This is a genomic window from Gordonia sp. UBA5067 (genome assembly GCF_002414845.1).
GTDB classification, from domain to species: domain Bacteria; phylum Actinomycetota; class Actinomycetes; order Mycobacteriales; family Mycobacteriaceae; genus Gordonia; species Gordonia defluvii.
Window position 1 is genome coordinate 1 of sequence record NZ_DIAX01000069.1, and the last position, 18096, is coordinate 18096.

At 66.1% G+C, this 18096-nt stretch carries 17 protein-coding genes and 1 tRNA gene; 9 read left to right on the top strand and 9 right to left on the bottom strand.

Annotation, left to right across the window (positions count from 1 at the left end; all coding sequences use genetic code 11):
* Nucleotides 1-3: 3 nt before the first annotated feature.
* The 3 genes from B4M62_RS11835 to B4M62_RS11845 all read right to left on the bottom strand — a co-directional run bounded on the left by B4M62_RS11835 (nucleotide 4) and on the right by B4M62_RS11845 (nucleotide 1968).
* Nucleotides 4-76, bottom strand: a tRNA-Asn gene (locus B4M62_RS11835).
* Between the two features lie 69 nt (nucleotides 77-145).
* On the bottom strand, nucleotides 146-832 hold the full coding sequence (locus B4M62_RS11840) for a GntR family transcriptional regulator (protein ID WP_290713039.1): 687 nt from the start codon (nucleotides 830-832) through the stop codon (nucleotides 146-148).
* A 2-nt stretch (nucleotides 833-834) separates the two neighbouring features.
* Nucleotides 835-1968, bottom strand: a complete 1134-nt coding sequence (locus B4M62_RS11845; protein ID WP_290713042.1) for an acyl-CoA dehydrogenase family protein — start codon at nucleotides 1966-1968, stop codon at nucleotides 835-837.
* Nucleotides 1969-2060: 92 nt separating this feature from the next.
* Here B4M62_RS11845 and B4M62_RS11850 point away from each other — a divergent pair, with 92 nt between their 5' ends.
* The 9 genes from B4M62_RS11850 to B4M62_RS11890 all read left to right on the top strand — a co-directional run bounded on the left by B4M62_RS11850 (nucleotide 2061) and on the right by B4M62_RS11890 (nucleotide 10599).
* Nucleotides 2061-2810: a hypothetical protein gene (locus tag B4M62_RS11850; protein ID WP_290713045.1), complete on the top strand. Its 750-nt coding sequence runs from the start codon at nucleotides 2061-2063 to the stop codon at nucleotides 2808-2810.
* A 71-nt stretch (nucleotides 2811-2881) separates the two neighbouring features.
* Complete coding sequence (locus B4M62_RS11855; RefSeq protein WP_290713048.1) at nucleotides 2882-3673, top strand: enoyl-CoA hydratase-related protein; 792 nt, start codon at nucleotides 2882-2884, stop codon at nucleotides 3671-3673.
* A gap of 43 nt (nucleotides 3674-3716) precedes the next feature.
* Entirely contained in the window at nucleotides 3717-5312 is a 1596-nt protein-coding gene (fadD5, locus tag B4M62_RS11860) for a fatty-acid--CoA ligase FadD5 (RefSeq protein ID WP_290713051.1), read from the top strand.
* 125 nt (nucleotides 5313-5437) lie between these two features.
* Nucleotides 5438-6568 (top strand): NDMA-dependent alcohol dehydrogenase, encoded by a 1131-nt coding sequence (locus B4M62_RS11865; RefSeq protein ID WP_290713054.1) that lies wholly within the window; start codon nucleotides 5438-5440, stop codon nucleotides 6566-6568.
* 73 nt (nucleotides 6569-6641) lie between these two features.
* Nucleotides 6642-7556: a hypothetical protein gene (locus tag B4M62_RS11870; protein WP_290713057.1), complete on the top strand. Its 915-nt coding sequence runs from the start codon at nucleotides 6642-6644 to the stop codon at nucleotides 7554-7556.
* Nucleotides 7557-8381, top strand: coding sequence for a serine hydrolase domain-containing protein (locus B4M62_RS11875; RefSeq protein WP_290713060.1), 825 nt, complete (start codon nucleotides 7557-7559; stop codon nucleotides 8379-8381).
* An 81-nt stretch (nucleotides 8382-8462) separates the two neighbouring features.
* Nucleotides 8463-9536, top strand: coding sequence for a hypothetical protein (locus tag B4M62_RS11880; RefSeq protein WP_290713063.1), 1074 nt, complete (start codon nucleotides 8463-8465; stop codon nucleotides 9534-9536).
* A 69-nt stretch (nucleotides 9537-9605) separates the two neighbouring features.
* Complete coding sequence (locus B4M62_RS11885) at nucleotides 9606-9995, top strand: hypothetical protein (RefSeq protein ID WP_290713066.1); 390 nt, start codon at nucleotides 9606-9608, stop codon at nucleotides 9993-9995.
* A gap of 85 nt (nucleotides 9996-10080) precedes the next feature.
* Nucleotides 10081-10599, top strand: coding sequence for a DUF3145 domain-containing protein (locus B4M62_RS11890; RefSeq protein WP_290713128.1), 519 nt, complete (start codon nucleotides 10081-10083; stop codon nucleotides 10597-10599).
* Between the two features lie 68 nt (nucleotides 10600-10667).
* Here B4M62_RS11890 and B4M62_RS11895 read toward each other — a convergent pair whose 3' ends face one another.
* The 6 genes from B4M62_RS11895 to aceE form a co-directional block, all read right to left on the bottom strand.
* Nucleotides 10668-12116 (bottom strand): acyl-CoA carboxylase subunit beta, encoded by a 1449-nt coding sequence (locus tag B4M62_RS11895; RefSeq protein WP_290713069.1) that lies wholly within the window; start codon nucleotides 12114-12116, stop codon nucleotides 10668-10670.
* A gap of 57 nt (nucleotides 12117-12173) precedes the next feature.
* The gene (locus B4M62_RS11900; protein ID WP_290713072.1) at nucleotides 12174-13445 is read right to left on the bottom strand and encodes a KasA/KasB family beta-ketoacyl-ACP synthase; all 1272 of its coding nucleotides are present in this window, start codon (nucleotides 13443-13445) and stop codon (nucleotides 12174-12176) included.
* The gene (acpM, locus tag B4M62_RS11905) at nucleotides 13442-13747 is read right to left on the bottom strand and encodes a meromycolate extension acyl carrier protein AcpM (protein ID WP_290713075.1); all 306 of its coding nucleotides are present in this window, start codon (nucleotides 13745-13747) and stop codon (nucleotides 13442-13444) included. The genes B4M62_RS11900 and acpM overlap by 4 nt, the downstream gene beginning before the upstream one ends.
* Nucleotides 13748-13848: 101 nt before the next feature.
* Nucleotides 13849-14757: an ACP S-malonyltransferase gene (locus tag B4M62_RS11910; RefSeq protein WP_290713078.1), complete on the bottom strand. Its 909-nt coding sequence runs from the start codon at nucleotides 14755-14757 to the stop codon at nucleotides 13849-13851.
* 194 nt (nucleotides 14758-14951) lie between these two features.
* On the bottom strand, nucleotides 14952-16223 hold the full coding sequence (locus B4M62_RS11915; RefSeq protein WP_290713081.1) for a PucR family transcriptional regulator: 1272 nt from the start codon (nucleotides 16221-16223) through the stop codon (nucleotides 14952-14954).
* Between the two features lie 40 nt (nucleotides 16224-16263).
* Nucleotides 16264-18096: pyruvate dehydrogenase (acetyl-transferring), homodimeric type (gene aceE, locus B4M62_RS11920; protein WP_290713084.1), on the bottom strand; the 1833-nt coding region annotated here is incomplete at its 5' end.

Sequence of the window (18096 nt, forward strand, 5' to 3'; positions counted from 1 at the left end):
TTGCTCCCCCAACTGGACTCGAACCAGTAACCGTTCGATTAACAGTCGAATGCTCTGCCAATTGAGCTATGGGGGAATGGCGTTCGGCTCAGGTGAGCCGGATGTTGACTCTAGCGCATGGCCTGACCGGGGACAAAACCGCTGTTCAGCGGCTTGGCTCCGCATCCCAAATACCGGTGGCCGTTAGCCGGGCGGCCAAGCGCCGTGCCCCGTCGTCGAACTGTCGGCGGACCTGATCGGTGATGGCCGTGCGATCGCCGGCCCGGTAGCCCTCGATCAGTTTGGCGTGGCTGTCGACGGCGACGGAGCCCCAAGCGGGGTCGGCGGCATAGAGGCGGTGCGGTGTGTAGTGGGTCGCGTTCAGCAGGAACCAGGCAAGCTTCCCGCTGCCCGCGATCCGATTGTGGGTCCGGTGGAAGTCGAACTCCGCGTCGACGATCTCGTCCACGTCGCCGGCCGCGACGGCCCGCCGGAGTCGTTCGTTGCACGCAGCAAGGGCGGCGAGGTCCTCGTCGGTGATCGCTGCGGCGATGCGCAGGGAGATCTTGACCGCGATCTGACTCTGGAGCCAGAAGATGTCCTCGACGTCGGTCCGACTGAGGTCGGCGACGACGTACCCGCGGTGCGGGGCGAGGTTCACCATTCCCTCGCCCCGCAGCGTCAACAGCGCTTCGCGCACCGGGGTTACGCTGACGCCGAGCTCGGCGGCAGTCTCATCCATCCGGATGAAGTCGCCCGGGCGGAAGTCGCCGGTCATGATCCGGTGTCGGATCGCAGAAGCGACCTCCTCGGACAGTTGGGGCCGCCGGCGGAGCCGGCTCGGAGTCGACATGGCTACAGACCGTAGGTCTTCCCGATGATGTCCCGCTGGATTTCATTGGTGCCGCCGTAGACGGTGGAGATGATTGCGCTGCGCATCAGCATCTCGGCGTCAAACTCCTTGGTGTAGCCGTAGCCGCCCATCATCTGCATGCCGTCGATGGTCATCGCCTTGGAGACCTCGGTGGACTTCAGCTTCACCATCGACGCTTCGCGCGGGAACATCTGGGTCGGGTTGGCGTCGGCCTTTGCCGCCAAGCTGTACACGAGTAGTTTGGTGCATTCGATTTCCGTGGCATGGTCGGCCATGCGGTGGCGCAGTGCCTGGAACGTGCCGACCGGACGGCCGAACTGTTTGCGCTCGGTGATGAACTTGAGCGTGTCGTCGAACGAGCGCTCGGCCAGGCCGAGTTGCATCGCACCAAGGATCAGGCGCTCGGTGTTCAGGCCGGCCATCAGCTGCCACCAGCCCTGGTTGACCTGGCCGACGACGTATTCGTCGGGGATGAAGCAGTCGGTGAAGTACAGGTCGTTCTGTTCCCGCCCGCCCAGCGTCTCGATCGGCACGATCTTCAGGCCGCTGGTGCCGGCCGGGACGTGGAACTGGGTAATGCCCTCGTGCTTCTTATCGGTCCGCTCGGTTCGGGCGATCAGCAGGATCGACGAGGCGATCGCCGCGTTCGAGATCCAGGTCTTCTGACCGTTGATCAGCCAGCCGCCGTCGACCTTCTCGGCCTTGCACGACACGTTGGCCACGTCGGAGCCGGCTTCGGGCTCACTCATCGCGATCGCCAGCGAGTCGCCGGCGACGACGTTGGCGAGGACCTCTTTCTTGAGTTCCTCGGAGGCGAACTTCTCGTAGGCGGCCGCGGTGATGAAGGTCGGGCCGACGCCGCCCACCGGGGCCATGCCGCGCAGTGCCTCTTCGAGGAGGATGCACAGTTCGACGTTGCCCGCGCCGGCACCGCCGTACTCTTCGCCGACGATGATCCCGGCCCAGCCGAGCTCGGCCATCTTCCGGTACAGCTCCTCGCTGTGCGGCCCGTCGGCGGTGTGTTTGGCGCGTTGCTCGCGGGTGCCGACTTCACGGGCACAGAAGTCGCGCACCGCCTGCGCGAAGGCGTGCTGTTCGGGGGTGAATTCCAGCATAGGGAGGACCTTTCGTCGTGAACCTTGCTTCTTTCTATCACATATATGTGATACTTAGGGAGGTGGTTGGGCGTCGCCTACCCTGGGGAGCCATGAAACGCACCACCGGAGCCACGCCATCGGCCGACAACGCCGACGAACCATTGGTGGGCGACGTTGACGGCGACGATCACGAGTCGCCGCTCGCGGGCAAGTCGTTCTTGGACGCGAACCGCAAGAATCGTGAGCGGGCAAAGACGCAGGCCGCGCAGGAAGCCCAGCGCAAGGCCGGCCGCACGCCCGGCAAGGTCGCGACTGCGCCGCGTTCCATCGCCGGCCCGCTGACTCGGCGATGGGGGGCCGGGCGGGTGATCGCGGTGCTGATCGCCCTGTGTGCGGTACTGGCCGCGAGCACTGCCGGGCTGGCCGTCAGAGACGCGATGTCGTCGCGTGCGGCCGCGCAATCGGACCCGCAATCCGGCCACGGGCAGGACGCCATGACCACCGCGCGCAAGTATGTCGCGTCGGTGATGACCTACAACGTCAACGACTACGCCGACCTCGACCGGCGGATCCGTGACGTGTCGACCACGGACTTCGCCGAGAGGTTCATCGAGTCGTCGGCAGCCGCACGCAAGGGAAACGCCGCCGCCGATGCGTCGTCGAAGGCGACCGCCCCGAATGCCGGGATCATCTCGTTGACGGCCGATCGGGCCCAAGTCCTGGTGACGCTGGACCAGACGATCACCGCGCCGGAGATCGCCGCCGAACTCCCCGATGGCCACCTGTACCAGTCACGGGTGCAGGTCACAATGGTGCGCGACGGGGATCGATGGCTGCTCGACGACCTCCAGGTCGTCTGACGCCACCGGCCGACGAGCAGAGTGACCGATGAGCAGAGTGGCCGAGACGGCGCTGTGCTAGAAACGGGAGCGTGACCGACTCCGATGCGCTGCTCGCGACCGTCGACGGCCCCGTCGCCCGACTGACGATCAACCGTCCAGAGCGGATGAACGCGCTCAACGGCGACGTCTCGCTGGCGATACGTGCCGTCCTCGATGATTGGGCGCACCGCGACGACCTGCGAGTTGTCGTGCTGACCGGAGCCGGCGGCAGCTTCTCGACGGGCGCCGACATCACTGACATCGCGACGCACGCTGGTGGAGGCGAATCAGCGGTCGACGAGGCGGACGCGATCAGCATCATCTCCAACGGCTCGGATCTGGCGCGCTCCGTGCGCGCGATCCCGGTGCCGGTCATCGCGGCCGTCGACGGCGCGGCCGTCGGTGTCGGTGCCTCTTTGGCCCTCGGCGCCGACCTCGTCTATGCCACGAGTCGCGCCTACTTCCTGTTTCCGTTTGTGACCATCGGCCTCATGCCCGACGGTGGGGCGAGCATGCTGGTCGCCGCATCGATCGGGCGCGCGCGGGCCAATGCGCTGCTGATGCTGGGTGAGAAGTTCCGGGCCTCAACGGCTTTCGACGCCGGCCTGATCACCGAGGTGCTCGACGATGAGCCGGCGTTGCGCGCCCGCGTCGACGAGGTGGTCGCGCAACTGGTCGCCAAGTCGTCGGCGGCGCTGCGCACGACCAAGGCGGCGTCGGATGCGATCACCATGGCGGCGTTCGAAACCGCGCTCGCCGAGGAAATGGCCGGGCAGACCCGATTGCTGCAGTCGCCGGAGTTCCAGCAGACCCTGGCCGCGTTCACCAAGCACCACCGCTAGTCGTCGTATCGAGGCATTGCCCACGCGTAGTCAGGAGCCCCCGATGTCCAGTGTCCCGCCCACGACCGATCCGGCGACCGAGCCGCTGAGGTCCCGCCGCAACCACTGGAACAACCAGGTTCGGCGGCACGCGCTGATGAAGCCCGGCGCGCCTGCCCTGAGATTCCAGGGCGCCGAGACGTCGTGGCGCGGCCTCGAGGAACGGACGCGCGCGTTTGCCGCCGCGCTACACCGACGGGGAGTGCGCTTCGGCGACCGCGTGATGGTGCTCATGCTCAACCGGACCGAGTACGTCGAAGTGGTCCTCGGGGCCAACCTCATCGGCGCGATCGCCGTGCCGGTCAACTTCCGGATGGCGCCGGCCGAAGTGGGGTTCCTCGTCGCCGACAGCGGGTGCCGATGGGTCGTTACCGAAACGGCGTTGGCCCCACTCGCCGATGCCGTGGCCGCGGCTACGGGCTCGATCGAGCAGATCGTCACCGTCGGCGAAGCGGGTCAGGGGCACCTGGCCTACGAGGACCTGATGGTTGAGGACTCATCGGATCTGCCGGCGATCGATGTGCCCGAAGAGGCCGTGGCCCTCATCATGTACACCTCGGGCACCACGGGGAAGCCCAAGGGGGCGATGCTGACGCACCAGAACCTGCAGGCGCAGGCGATGACCTGTCTGGATGCGCTCGGGACCCGCCCCGACGACGTGGGCTCATGCGTGGCCCCGATGTTCCACATCGCCGCCCTGGGCGCCATGACGCCGTTGCTGTACGTCGGCGCCCTGTCGGTGATCCATCCGCTCGGAGCGTTCGACCCGAACGAGCTGCTCGACACGCTGGCGGCCGAGGGCACCACCTCGATCTTCCTGGTGCCGGCACAGTGGCAGGCCGTGTGCGCGGCGCAGGCGGCCGAGCCGCGCGACCTCAACCTCCGGGTGATCAGCTGGGGGGCCGCACCGGCATCGGACACGGTGCTCACCGCGATGGGCGCGACCTTCCCCGATGCGCTCAACGTCGCCGTGTTCGGGCAGACGGAGATGTCGCCGATCACGTGCGTCTTGGAAGGCGAATACGCGCTGCGCAAGCTGGGGTCGGTCGGACGGGTCGTGCCGTCGGTGACGGCGCGGATTGTCGACCCGCTCGGCGAGGACGTCCCCGACGGGGAGGTCGGCGAAATCGTCTATCGCGGGCCGCAGCTAATGGCCGGCTACTGGCAGAACCCGAGGGGAACCGCCGACGCCTTCGCGGGCGGCTGGTTCCACTCCGGTGACCTGGTGCGGCGCGACGAGGACGGGTTCATCTACGTCGTCGACCGGGCCAAGGACATGATCATCTCGGGCGGCGAGAACATCTACTGCGCCGAAGTCGAGAACGTCCTGTTCGCCCACCCCCGTATCGCGGAGGCGGCCATCATCGGGCGCGCCGACGACAAGTGGGGCGAGGTACCGGTCGCTGTCGTCGTCGTCGTCGATGGTGGTGACCTGACACTGGCCGAACTCGAGCCGTACCTGAATGAGAACCTTGCGCGATACAAGCATCCGAAGGACCTTGTCATCGTCGGCGAACTGCCGCGAAACGCGGGCGGCAAAGTCGTGAAACCGTCGTTGCGCAGCGAATACGGAAGTAAGGATGTGGGGCTGCGCGACTGAGCGCGGAGGCGCGACCCAGGACGAAACTGGAACGTGTTTCAATTTCCGTGTCAGGTGACTACGCTCACAACCAGAGCGGGAGACCGCTGACACGGGTAAGACAACGTCGCGAGTGAGGATGGACTGTGAAGACTAAGGGTGCGCTGCTTCGGGAGCTGAATTCACCGTGGAAGATCGAAGAGATCGAATTGGGCGACCCCAAGGCCCACGAGGTCAAGATCAAGATGCACGCGGCCGGGATGTGCCACTCGGACCATCACCTCATGACCGGTGGCATCCCGATGGGCGGCTTCCCGATTCTTGGTGGCCACGAGGGTGCGGGCGAGGTCGTCGAGGTCGGGGAGGGCGTGACCGACTTCGGGGTGGGCGACCACGTGGTGCTCTCGTTCATCCCGTCGTGCGGGAAGTGTCGCTCCTGTGAGGCCGGCCGGGCCAACCTGTGTGACTTCGGTGCCATGCTGTTGCAGGGAGAGGCCGTCTCCGACCACACCTTCCGGATCCACACCGCCGCCGGCGAGAACGTCTACCCGATGACACTGCTGGGCACTTTCAGCCCTTACATGGTGGTACACGAAGCCTCCGTGGTGAAGATCGACAAGGACATCCCCTTCGAGATTGCCGCGCTGTGCGGCTGCGGCATCCCGACCGGCTACGGGTCGTCGACGCGCAGCGGTGACGTCCGCCCCGGTGAGGATGTCGCCATTATCGGCGTCGGCGGTGTCGGCACCGCCGCGTTGCAGGGTGCGGTAATCGCCGGCGCGCGCAACGTTTTCGCGATCGACCCGGTGGAGTGGAAGCGCGAACAGGCGATGAAGTTCGGGGCAACGCAGGCATTCGCCTCGGTCGAGGAGGCGATGAACGAGATCGGCAACGCGACCGAGTGGGGAATGTGCCAGAAGGTCGTCGTCACCGTCGGCGAGGTCCACGGCGCCGACGTCGACACCTGGATGAGCCTGACCGCCAAGGGCGGCACCTGTGTGCTGACCGGCATGGGCAACATGATGGACACGCAGGTGACGCTGAACCTCGCGATGCTGACGCTGCTGCAGAAGAACCTGCAGGGCACGATCTTCGGCGGTGCCAACCCCAAACTCGACATTCCGCTGCTGCTGACGATGTACAAGGCGGGCAAGCTCAACATCGCCGACATGATCACCCGCGAGTACCGCCTCGACCAGATCAACGACGGCTATACCGACATGCTCGAGGGCCGCAACATCCGTGGCGTGATTCGCTATACCGAAGAAGACTGGTGACCCGGGTGCACTAGAGTTCACTCCGTCGCGATTCACTGTCGCGCCGGAACCGACCTTGTGAAGGGCAGTTGCAATGGCAGGTAAGAAGTACGATCGCGAGAAGGCGAACGCCGTCGCGGAGGGCAACTGGGTGCCGAGCCCCGAGGCCAAGTCGAAGTCACTGTGGTTCCGCATCGGTGCCATCGTCCTCTGGGCGGTTGCCATCGGGCTCGAGATCTTTGTGATCGTAAAGTACCTGCTGCCCAGCAAGCCGGTGAACACGTGGTTGATCATCGGTCTCATCGTCGCGATCGGTGTGGCGGCATTGGCCGGCTCCTTCCTGTGGAAGAAGGCCAACCACATCAGCCCGGCGTCGGAGAAGAACAAGGTCGCCTTCTGGGTGCAGAACCAGCTCGGCGTGATCATCACGGTGATCGCATTCCTGCCGCTGATCGTGCTGATCTTCCTAGACAAGGATATGGACGGCAAGCAGAAGGGCATCCTTGGCGGCGTCGCGATCGCCGTCGCGGTCGCCGTCGGCCTGTTGAGTGCGGATTACCACCCGGTGTCGCAGGAGCAGATCACCCGCGAGCGCAACGTCGTCCAGGAACTCACCGGCCAGAACGAGGTCTGGTGGTCCAAGAGTGGCGAAAAGTTCCATGTGTGCAAGAACGTCGGTGCGCTGCGCAACACGAAGCCGGAGAACCTGCGTAGCGGGACTGTCGAGAAGGCGCATGAGGACGGCATCAACGAACTCACCAAGCAGTGGGTCTCTGAGGCGCGCAGCCCCAAGCAGTGCAACATTCCGAACGCCGACGCCAAGATTGAGGCGATCCTCAATGGTGCGGTGCCCGGGCTGAGCGCCGATGAGGCGAAGAAGACGGTTGACGAGGGTGAGGCCGCCGAGGTGACGCAGGCACCGGCCTCGGTTCCGGCGACCAACGCACCGGCGACATCGCCGGCCAAGAAGGCCCCCACTCACACCCGGACTCCTGTTCCGGTCGGCTGAGTGGCCGGTCTCGCTGAACTGGCGCATTGGCCGGTCGACCATGTCGCCGGGGCGCTGATCGGCCCGGGCGGTGTCACCGAGACATTCGGTGACACCGCCCGGGCTTTTGCGTTGGCGTCGGTGACCAAGCCGCTGGTCGCCTCGGCGGTGCTCGTCGCCGTGGAGGAAGGGGCGATCGATCTCGACACTCCGGCAGGCCCGCCGGGTTCGACGGTCGCGCACCTGTTGGCACACGCGTCGGGCCTTGCGTTCGATACCCGCGAGCAGATCGCACCCGTTGCGTCGCAACGCATCTATTCGTCGGCCGGATTCGAGGTCTTGGCCGAAGTCGTGGCCGAGGCGACCGGCATCGCCTTTTCCGACTACCTTGCCGAAGCCGTCGCCGAACCGTTGAGGATGGCGACGACCACGCTCGACGGTCCGGCCGGGCACGGCGCGACATCGTGCGTCGACGACCTGGCCCGCTTCGCGCACGACCTGCTCGTTCCGGCACTCCTCGCGCCCGATACCGCGTTGGCCGCGCGGTCGGTGTGGTTCCCCGGGCTGGCCGGCTTCGTGCCCGGCTATGGGCGGCACCGGCCGTGCGATTGGGGGCTGGGGGTGGAGATCCGCGGACACAAGGCACCGCACTGGACGGCACCGGGCGCGTCGCCGAACACCTTCGGTCACTTCGGTCAATCGGGCACCTTCCTGTGGGTCGACCCAGTCCGGGAGACGGCCTGCGTCGTACTGACCGACCGTGCGTTCGGGGGGTGGGCCAAACCGCTCTGGAGTGACTTCAACCAGGGCATTTGTGCTCAGCTGGATAGTCGTCGCGCAGAGTGACACCACGGTAACGTGGGAGGTGGCCGACGAGGCCGGTCGCGAGGACAATCCCGCGACCATCTGCAAGGAGGCAGAATTTCTGTGGCTCGCTATGAATTTCCGACGACCGCTGAGTTGCTCGAGCTGGGTGCTCCCCGAGAAAATGCGGTGACCGTCTACGCACCGGCCACGGCCGCCGAGTTCGAGTTGGCGCGAACCACCGTCAAGAGTTCATTCGACGAGGCGATCCGCATCCTGCGCGAGAATGGCGCGAACCATGCGCTCGAGACGGCCTTCCACGAGCGGATCGCGCAGGTTATGGCAGACGAGTGCTGGCACAAGCTGTCGCGGTCGCTCGCGATCTTCGCCACGCCGGAGACCGTTGAGGTATTCGTCCTGCCGAACAACCTGGAGAGCCAGTTGCAGGTCGGCAAGTACTTCGACTTGGGTCAGTTCGTCCGTGCCGTGGCCACGCCGCAGGATGCGTACGCGTTGACCCTTTCGGGCAACCAGTGGAATCTGTGGCGGGCGTCGGCTTCGGCGCGGGCCCATGAGTTCGAGGCGGACAAGGAAGGCCACGACTCGGTGACTCATCGTGAAGAGGACATGCCAGATGTCCTCGATGAGTACGCCAAGCACGTTGCCGTCATCACCGAGCGAGAGCTGAACCGCGAGGATCCGAGCGGGCAGCGCCCGCTGTTCTTGTTCGCCGCTGACCCGCTCGAGGGCATCTTCCGCCAAATCGGCGTCGGCCCCCGTGAGATCGTTCGCAACGTCGGTAGCCCTGACGAACTCAAGCCGGACGAGGTCGACGCAGCGATCCGGGGTGGCTTGGACCAGATCAACGCCGAGCGGGCGAGCACGACCGTCAATATCCTGGCCGACGGTGTCAGCAAGGGGCTGGTCGCCACCGATATCGTTGATATCGCGCGCGCCGCAGTCGGTGGCGCCGTCGATACCCTCGTCTACGAGTTCACCGTCGACATTCTGGGTCGTCTGGACAATGAGACCGGCGCGATCACGTACCTCGACGATGGGTACGACCTGCTGTCGCGGATCGCGATCGTCGTTCTCCAGAACGGCGGCACGGTGGTTCCGGTCCGCGATGCCGATGTCACCTCCGATATTTGGAACGGCATCGCCGTCGCACGTCTGCGCTATCCGCTGGCGCAGTGATCGGCTGACACGCACCCTGTCGGGCCCCACAACCGCACGGTTGTGGGGCCCGACGGCTAACCTCGGCGTATGCGCGACCTGACACCGGATGACTTGGGCCTGTTGCTGTCACTCTTCGCCGTACTGCTACTGGCGTTCGCGGCGAACTTCCACTACTCGCCCCGGATGGTCCGCCGGCATAGTCGGGCGGCGATGGTCTTCGCGGTCGTCAACTTTGTGGGGGAGGCGTCGACGGTGATCGCGCTGATGCTCACGTGGGTTGCGCTGTGGAGTCCGCGGGCTTGGGAGCGGATCGACGACCTGCTGGTCTTCATCCCGGGGTCGATCGCGATCGCGTGCGCGGTATTTCTGACTTTCGAATCGGTGTGGGCGCGGATCAGACGGATCGCCGAGGTCGGATTTGTTGCACAGAAACACCAGGAAGAACTGGCGCAACACACGTCTCATAAGGCACACTAGATAACAACGGTGTGATAAGCAGTACCGCCGGGCGCGACGAGGTGTGTTGGGGAAGACGTTCCTCGTCGAACCGGAGGTGATCAAGGTGCGCAATCTGCAACAGTTTGCGGACTACGCGACTGGCGTGGTGTACATCCATGCTGCGCCCGTCGCGTTGTGCCCACATGTTGAGTGGGCGCTATCGTCGACCCTGAATGTGCGCGCGCAACTCAAGTGGTCGCCGCAAGACGCCGAGCCCGGCATGCAGCGGGCCACGGCCGATTGGGTGGGGCCCGTGGGCACTGCGGCCCGACTCGTCACCGCGCTGCGCGAATGGTCCTCACTGCGCTTCGAGTTGACCGAGGATCCCAGCGACGGTGTCGACGGCCAGCGGTTCAGCTATGTTCCCGGCCTCGGATTGTGGCACGGTTCAACCGCGGCCAACGGCGACGTGATCCTGGGGGAGATGCAGGTCCGCGCCCTGATGGATGCCCAGCCCGACGGTCGCGGCCTCGCCGGCGAACTGAACGCGGCATTGGGCACGGCGTGGGACAGCGAACTGGAGAACTATCGACTCGGCTCGGTGGGGGCCGAGGCGACCTGGCTTGCCCAGCGGGTGGGGTAGCGACCGCATCGGCTGGATGACACGATCCCCGCATCAAAGGATGCGGGGATCGTTGTGTCTCGGGCCGTCTACAGCGGGATGTTCTTGTGCCGGCCGCGCCGGGCCGGTGCGGCCGCGATCGCCGCGGCCAGAGTACTGCGGGTCGCCGCGGGGTCAATGATCTCGTCCACGACGCCGATTGACTGGGCGCGGCCCACGCCGCCGGCAATGGCCTCGTGCTCGGCGGCAAGCCGCTCGTGCAGGGCTTCGCGCTCGTCGTCGCACGCCGCGGCGAGGGCCTTCTTGTGGAGGATCCCCACGGCGGCCTTGGCGCCCATAACGGCGACCTCGGCGCCCGGCCACGCGAAGACCGCGGTGGCGCCCAGTGCGCGCGAGTTCATCGCGATATACGCGCCGCCATAGATTTTGCGTGTCACCAGGGTGACGCGGGGGACACTGCACTCGGCGAAGGCGTGCAGCAGTTTGGCGCCGCGGCGCACCACGCCGTCCCACTCCTGGCCGACGCCGGGCAGATAACCGGGGACGTCGGTGACGACGACGAGAGGGATGCCGAATGCGTCGCACAGGCGCACGAACCGGGCGGCCTTCTCGGCGCTCAGCGAGTTCAGGCAGCCGCCCATCCGCAGCGGGTTATTGGCGATCACTCCGACGCTACGCCCGGCGAGACGACCAAAGCCGATGACAATGTTGGGCGCCCACTTCGCCTGCAGTTCCTCGAAAGAGGAGATCTCGGTGCCATCGACGTCATACTCGGTGTCGAGCAACTGGCGAAGAATGGGGTGGACGTCGTAGGCGCGGCGGTTGGATTCGGGCAGGAGCGCGCGCAGGTCGGTATCGCCGGCCACCGCCTTGGCCGTGTCGATCGTGCCCTGTTTGGCGAAGGTGGCGACAAGCCGGCGGGCGCGCCAGAGCGCATCGGGCTCGGAATCGGCGGTGATGTGGCAGACGCCGGACTTTTTGCCGTGAGTATGTGGTCCGCCGAGGGATTCCATGTCGACGTCTTCGCCGGTCACGCTGCGCACGACGTCGGGTCCGGTCACGAAGACCCGGCCCTCCGGTGCCATGATGACGATGTCGGTGAGTGCCGGGCCGTAAGCAGCGCCGCCGGCGGCGAAGCCCACGACCACCGAGATCTGGGGAATGTATCCCGAAGCACGGACCATGGCCTCAAAAATCTGGCCGACGGCGTGCAACGCCTCGACGCCTTCGGCGAGCCGGGCACCGCCGGAGTGCCAAATGCCGACCACCGGTACCTGCTCGGCGATCGCGGTGTCAATCGCGTCGACGATGTGTGCACAACCAACCACTCCCATGGCACCGCCCATAACGGTGCCGTCGGTGCAGTACGAGACGGTGCGAACACCGTTGACCTCGCCGACGGCCGCCTGTACCCCCGAGCGGTCCCGGGGGTTCAGCAGACGCATCGTTCCCTCGTCAAAGAAGTTGGTCAAGCGAAGAAGCGGGTCACGCGGATCCGCCGATCCCTCATGGCCGGTGATGGGTGCCAATGTGGTCATCGCTCTCTCCTTTGCGTCGTTGCTGGTGGAGTGGCTGGTTGTGCGTCACATCATCTGTCAGTACCGCCCGATGGCGATGGCCACGTTGTGACCGCCGAAACCGAACGAGTTGTTGAGCGCGTACTCGAAGTCGCCGTGGCGGGGTTCGCCGTGGACAACATCGATGTCGCCGCACTCGGGGTCGAGATTCTCCAAATTGAGGGTCGGCGGAATGACGCCTTCCTCAACTGCCTTCATCGTCAGCACGGACTCCAGCGCGCCCACGGCACCGATCGAGTGACCCAGCGCCGACTTGGGCGCGTAGATCGCCGCGTGACTGCCGACTGCCGCCGCGATGCCGGCCGCCTCGGCGGTGTCGCCGACCGGGGTCGACGTGGCATGTGCGTTGATGTGGCTGATGTCCTTCGGACTCAGCCCGGCCGTCTGGATCGCGCGGGCCATCGCTCGCGAGTTGCCCTGACCGCTGGGGTCGGGGGCAACCAGGTGGAATCCGTCGGAGGTGATGCCGGCACCGAGAACGCGGGCGTGGATGTGCGCCCCACGGGCCTTGGCGTGCTCCTCGCGCTCGAGGATCAGCATGGCGGCGGCCTCGCCGAAGACGAAGCCGTCGCGATCCTTGTCGAACGGACGCGAGGCGGCGGCGGGATCGTCGTTGCGGGTGCTCATCGCACGCATCATGGTGAATGCGGCGATCGGAATCGCATCGATGTAGCCCTCGACGCCACCTGCCACAACCATGTCGGCGTCACCCATGACGATGTGACGCCACGCATGTGCGATCGCCTCGGCACCCGACGAGCATGCCGAAACCGGGGTGATCACACCGGCGCGTGCGCCGACGTTGAGGCCGACGATGCCGGCGGGCCCGTTGGGCATGGACATCTGGACGGCGAGCGGTGACACCTTGCGGTAGTTCAGCGACTCTTCCATTGCCTGCCAGTTGTGGATTATCGCATCGCCACCGCCTTGGCCGGTGCCGATCACGACGGCGAGCCGTTCGGGATCGACCTCGGGCTCACCGGCGTGCGCCCACAGGCGCTTGCTCATGACGTGGGCGACCCGCTCGACGTAGGCCATCCGGCGGGCCTCGACGCGCGAGACTTCCTCAGCGGGGTCCTGTACGAGCTTGCCGCCGATGCGACAGGGGAGTTCGCCGTACTTCGTGACGAAGTCCCCGGTCAGCTCGCGGATACCGGACTGGCCTTTGAGGAGCCCGTCCCAGGTGGAATCGAGATCGACACCGAGCGAGGTGGTGGCGACCATCGACGTCACCACCACGCTGGGAAAGTTACCTCCCAGCGTGGAGTACTCGCGAAGCGATGCGGTCACGCGTCCTTGCCCTCCGCGACACTGGCGGCGATGGCAGCGGCGGCCTCGGGGTTCTCGGTCTCCAGCTTCTGGATGTAGGCGACGGCGTCGCCGACGGTGCGCAGACCGGCGAGGTCCTCGTCGGGGACCTTGACGCCGTACTTGTCCTCGATCTGGACGGCGATCTCGACGAGCGACAGCGAATCGATGTCCAGGTCGTCGACGAAGGACTTGTCGACGGTCACCTCGGACGGCTCGATGCCGGTGACTTCTTCGATGATCTCGGCAATGCCGGCGATGAGTTCTTCTTGAGTGGCGGCCACGATGTGGCTCCCTTCTGTCTACGCAAGCGGTCTACGTAAATGGTGTTCGATTACCTGCCGGGCAACCTGGACGGTTGCTTGGACACTCCTGTGAGTTCCGGCTATCCAAGTTCTTTGAGGGCGGTGAGAGATTCTGGGTTTTTGAGGGCCAGCGTCGGGCAGCCCTTGAGTTCTCGTTTGGCGATGCCGACGAGCGTGCCGGCGGGGGGGAGCTCGACGACGGCGGTGGTGCCCGCGTCGCGCATCGTGACCGAGCACATGTCCCAGCGCACCGGTCGGGTCACCTGGGCGACCAGTTTGGCCAGCGCGTCGGCACCGTTGGCGACCGGCTTGCCGTCGGAGTTGGACAGCAGGGTGAGCGTGGGGTCGGCCGGTGTAATCTTCGCGGCGGCCGCGGCAACAGCCTGCTGGGCGGGCGCCATGAAGGCCGTGTGGAAGGCGCCGGCAACGGCGAGCTTGCGGGTGCGGGCCTTCTCGGGGGGATTGGCGAGGAGTTCGTCGATGGCGTCGACGGCGCCCGCGGCGACGATTTGCCCGACGGCGTTGCGGTTGGCGGGCACAAGCGCGAGCTCGTCAAGGCGCGCGAGGACTTCTTCTTCGTTCCCGCCGAGTACGGCGGCCATCGTCGTGGGCGTCAGTGCACAGGCGCGGGCCATTTCGGCACCGCGAACCGCCGCGAGCACAACGGCCTCATCGGAGGTGATAACACCGGCGATGGCGGCGGCGGCGAGTTCGCCGACGGAGTGGCCGGCGACGATGGTGTCGGCGGGAATCGGTGACTGCTTGGCGATTTCGTCGTAGGCGAGCAACGCGGCCGCGACCACGAGCGGCTGCGTGATCGCGGTATCGGTAATCTCCTCCGCGGTCGCCGTCGTCCCGAGGCGTTCAAGGTCCAGTCCGGTGAGCTTCGACCACGTCGCGAGTTGATCGCGGGCACCGGCCAGCTCGAGCCAGTCGGCAAGCATGCCGGGCGTCTGGGAGCCCTGTCCGGGCGCAAGCAACGTAAACACCCTGTAAGACAACACCCTCAAGGCGGCTAAACGTGGTGTCGACGACAATGAACCTGACTGCCGCTCTTTGTGAGAACCTCACAAAGACGTATCGCTGCGTGGTGCTTCCGACGCCTGCCCGTTATTCGTAGCTGGGCCCGGGTTGAGCTGGCTCAACCTGGTAAAACGCTAAGAATCCCTGTTGTGCATGTGGTTTATGTGACTTGTGAGTGCAATTTGTTTCGGAAGTGAGTCAATCGACCAACGGTTGTTGCCACACGCAGGACATACGCATCACGGGGGTCGGTTGCGTCCCGGCCAGTGATATCAGCGATACGTTTTAGTCGATATCGGACAGTGTTGGGGTGGACGAACAAGGTGCGTGCGCAGGATTCGACCGATCCGCCCGCATCCAAATACGCCTCCAGCGTTGCCGTGAGCGTGGGGCCCGCCTCGCTGAGCGGTCTGGTGAGAGTTTGGATGAGCGTCACAGCAGCCGTGGGGTCACCCGCCAGCGCGCGCTCGGGCAGCAACTCCAGGCTGTTCACCGGGCGCGGTGCACCCGGCCAGCCGATGACGGCCTCGATACCTGCCAGCGCCTCCACCGCACTGGTGTGGGCGCTTTCGAGGTCGGGCATCGTCGGGCCGATGACCACCGGCCCCTCGGCGAAGTTGGCGAGGAGGTCGGCGACGAACGGCTCCGTCGGGGTGACGGGGCCGCTGACAATGGTGACCAGCGTGGGGCCCTGTACCACCGACAGAGCAGCGCGATTGTGTGCAACCGCCGTGTTATGGATCGTCAGCGGCACCGACACATTCTGTTCCGGCGGCGGATTCCCGACGATAACGGTCGCCGCGGCATCGGAGTCCCAATTCAGTGCGGCCGCCCGAGATATCAACTGCGGTCCGGTATCGCCACGCACCACCGCGTCGACGACCAGCGCCTCCAGTCGCGAGTCCCACGCGCCGCGCGACTCGGCGGCCGAGGCATAGATGGATGCCGCGGCGAAGCCGATCTCGCGTCCATACCGCAGCACCGACTCGGTCAAGGCCCGCAGTTGGTCATCGTTGCGGGCCAGCAGCGGGAGCCACTTCTCGAAGAATTCCATCGCCGCGCGCACCATCTCGACCGTCTGCAGCAGCGAGATCCGTCGTGCCAGATCCTGTGGCACCACCTGGAACGCTTCGACGGTGAACTTGACGTTTCCCTCGGGGTCCTGGATCCACTCCACGAAGTTGACGACAGCGGTCTGCACCACCAGTTGCACCGAGGCCCGCTGCGCGGCATCAAGTTCGGCGAAGTACGGCAGCTGGTCCGACATCGCGTGCACCGCCTCGGTCGCCAGGCGCCCGCTGTACTGCTTGACCCGGCGCAGCAGGGTGTCGGGCAGGGCATCGCGGACGTTGGCCGGGGTGGGCACGTGCGCGCCGTGCTCCCCGAACACATCCATGCCGGGCGGCGGCTGGTTCATGAGAGGGTCGGGCATCACCTCAGTCTATGGGCTCGGGTCAGCCCACCCGCCGGTGTTACGCGACGCCCGGATCGCTGGCCTGCTTCGGCGCGGCGCGCACATCATCGATCTGATAGCGCGCGGCAGCCTCCGCAGCGACCGACCGTTCCACTTTGCCGTCGCGCGCCAGCGCGAGCAGGACACCCACGACAATTGACTCCGCGTCGACGTTGAAGACTCGACGGGCGGCGGGGCGGGTATCGGAGAAGCCGAATCCGTCGGTGCCCAGTGTCACGTAGGTGCCGGGCACGTACGCGCGGATCTGCTCCTGCACCGCGCGCTGGAAGTCGCTGACGGCGACCGTCGCGTCGGGGGTGAGCCGGCTCGTCACGAAGGGCACCTCATCGGGGGCCGACGGCGCGAGCAAGGCCGCACGATCGGCTCGGATGCCGTCGCGGGCGAGCTCGGACCACGAGGTCACCGAGTACACCGTGGCCGCGACGTTCCACTCCGCGGCGAGCAACTGCTGGGCCCGCAGCGCATCGGGCATGGTGATGCCCGAAACCAGGATGTTGGCCGCCGCGGCCCCGGCCACCCGCGGCGCCTCGGCATAGCGGTAGATCCCGCGCAAGAGTCCGTCGACGTCGAGTCCCGCCGGTACGGGCGGCTGGTGGAACGGCTCGTTGTAGACAGTGATGTAGAAGAACACGTTCTCCGGGGCGTCGCCGTACATCCGGGTCAGGCCGCTGTCGATGATGTAGGCGAGTTCGTAGGCGAAGGCCGGATCGTAGATCACCGCGGCCGGGTTGCTCGACGCGAGCAACGGTGATTGGCCATCGTTGTGCTGCAAGCCCTCGCCGGTCAGCGTGGTGCGACCGGCGGTGGCGCCGATGACGAAGCCGCGGGCCATCTGGTCGCCGGCGGCCCAGAAGCTGTCACCGGTGCGTTGGAAGCCGAACATCGAGTAGAAGATGTAGAGCGGGATCATCGGCAGGTCATGGGTCGAATACGATGTCCCGACGGCGGTGAAGCTGGCCGTCGAACCGGCTTCGTTGATCCCCTCGTGCAGGATCTGGCCGACGTGGCTCTCCTTATAGGCCAGCATGAGTGCGGCGTCGACGGAGGTGTACAGCTGGCCGTTGCGGTTGTAGATCTTCAACGACGGGAACCACGAGTCCATGCCGAAGGTGCGCGCCTCGTCGGGGATGATCGGCACGATCCGCTGGCCGATCTCCTCGTCGCGCAACAGTTCTTTGAAGATCCGGACCAGGGCCATGGTGGTCGCCACCTGCTGCTTGCCCGACCCCTTCGCCACCGCGGCAATCGCCGGTGCGGTATCGGGGTGCAACGCCGTCGACGCCGAGCGCCGCGTCGGGACGAAGCCGCCCAGTGTGCGGCGGCGGTCGAGCAGGTACGCGATCTCCGGCGAGTCGGCGCCGGGGTGGTAGTAGGGGGGTAGGTAGGGGTCGGCCTCGAGTTGCGCGTCGGTGAACGGCATCCGCAGCGTGTCGCGCAGCGTGATGAGGTCGCCGAGCGCCAGCTTCTTCATCTGGTGGGTCGCGTTGCGGCCCTCGAAATGCTTGCCGAGTGTGTAGCCCTTGATGGTCTTGGCCAGGATCACCGTCGGCTGGCCCTTGTGTGCCATGGCCGCGGCATAGGCGGCATAGACCTTGCGGTAGTCGTGGCCGCCGCGTTTGAGGTTCCAGATCTCCTGGTCGGTGAGATCCTTGACCAGGTCCTTGGTGCGCGGGTCGCGGTTGAAGAAGTGTTCGCGGACGAAGGCCCCGTCGTTGGCGCGGTAGGTCTGATAGTCGCCGTCGGGCGTCGAATTCATCAGGTTCACCAGGGCGCCGTCGCGGTCCGCATGGAGCAGCGCATCCCACTCGCGGCCCCAGACGACCTTGATGAC

Coding starts and splice junctions, on each gene's coding strand:
- B4M62_RS11850 (WP_290713045.1), top strand. CDS start 2,061: ATGAAACGCACCACCGGAGCCACGCCATCGGCCGACAACGCCGACGAA.
- fadD5 (WP_290713051.1), top strand. CDS start 3,717: ATGTCCAGTGTCCCGCCCACGACCGATCCGGCGACCGAGCCGCTGAGG.
- B4M62_RS11885 (WP_290713066.1), top strand. CDS start 9,606: ATGCGCGACCTGACACCGGATGACTTGGGCCTGTTGCTGTCACTCTTC.
- B4M62_RS11840 (WP_290713039.1), bottom strand. CDS start 832: ATGTCGACTCCGAGCCGGCTCCGCCGGCGGCCCCAACTGTCCGAGGAG.
- B4M62_RS11870 (WP_290713057.1), top strand. CDS start 6,642: ATGGCAGGTAAGAAGTACGATCGCGAGAAGGCGAACGCCGTCGCGGAG.
- B4M62_RS11845 (WP_290713042.1), bottom strand. CDS start 1,968: ATGCTGGAATTCACCCCCGAACAGCACGCCTTCGCGCAGGCGGTGCGC.
- B4M62_RS11915 (WP_290713081.1), bottom strand. CDS start 16,223: ATGCCCGACCCTCTCATGAACCAGCCGCCGCCCGGCATGGATGTGTTC.
- B4M62_RS11895 (WP_290713069.1), bottom strand. CDS start 12,116: ATGACCACATTGGCACCCATCACCGGCCATGAGGGATCGGCGGATCCG.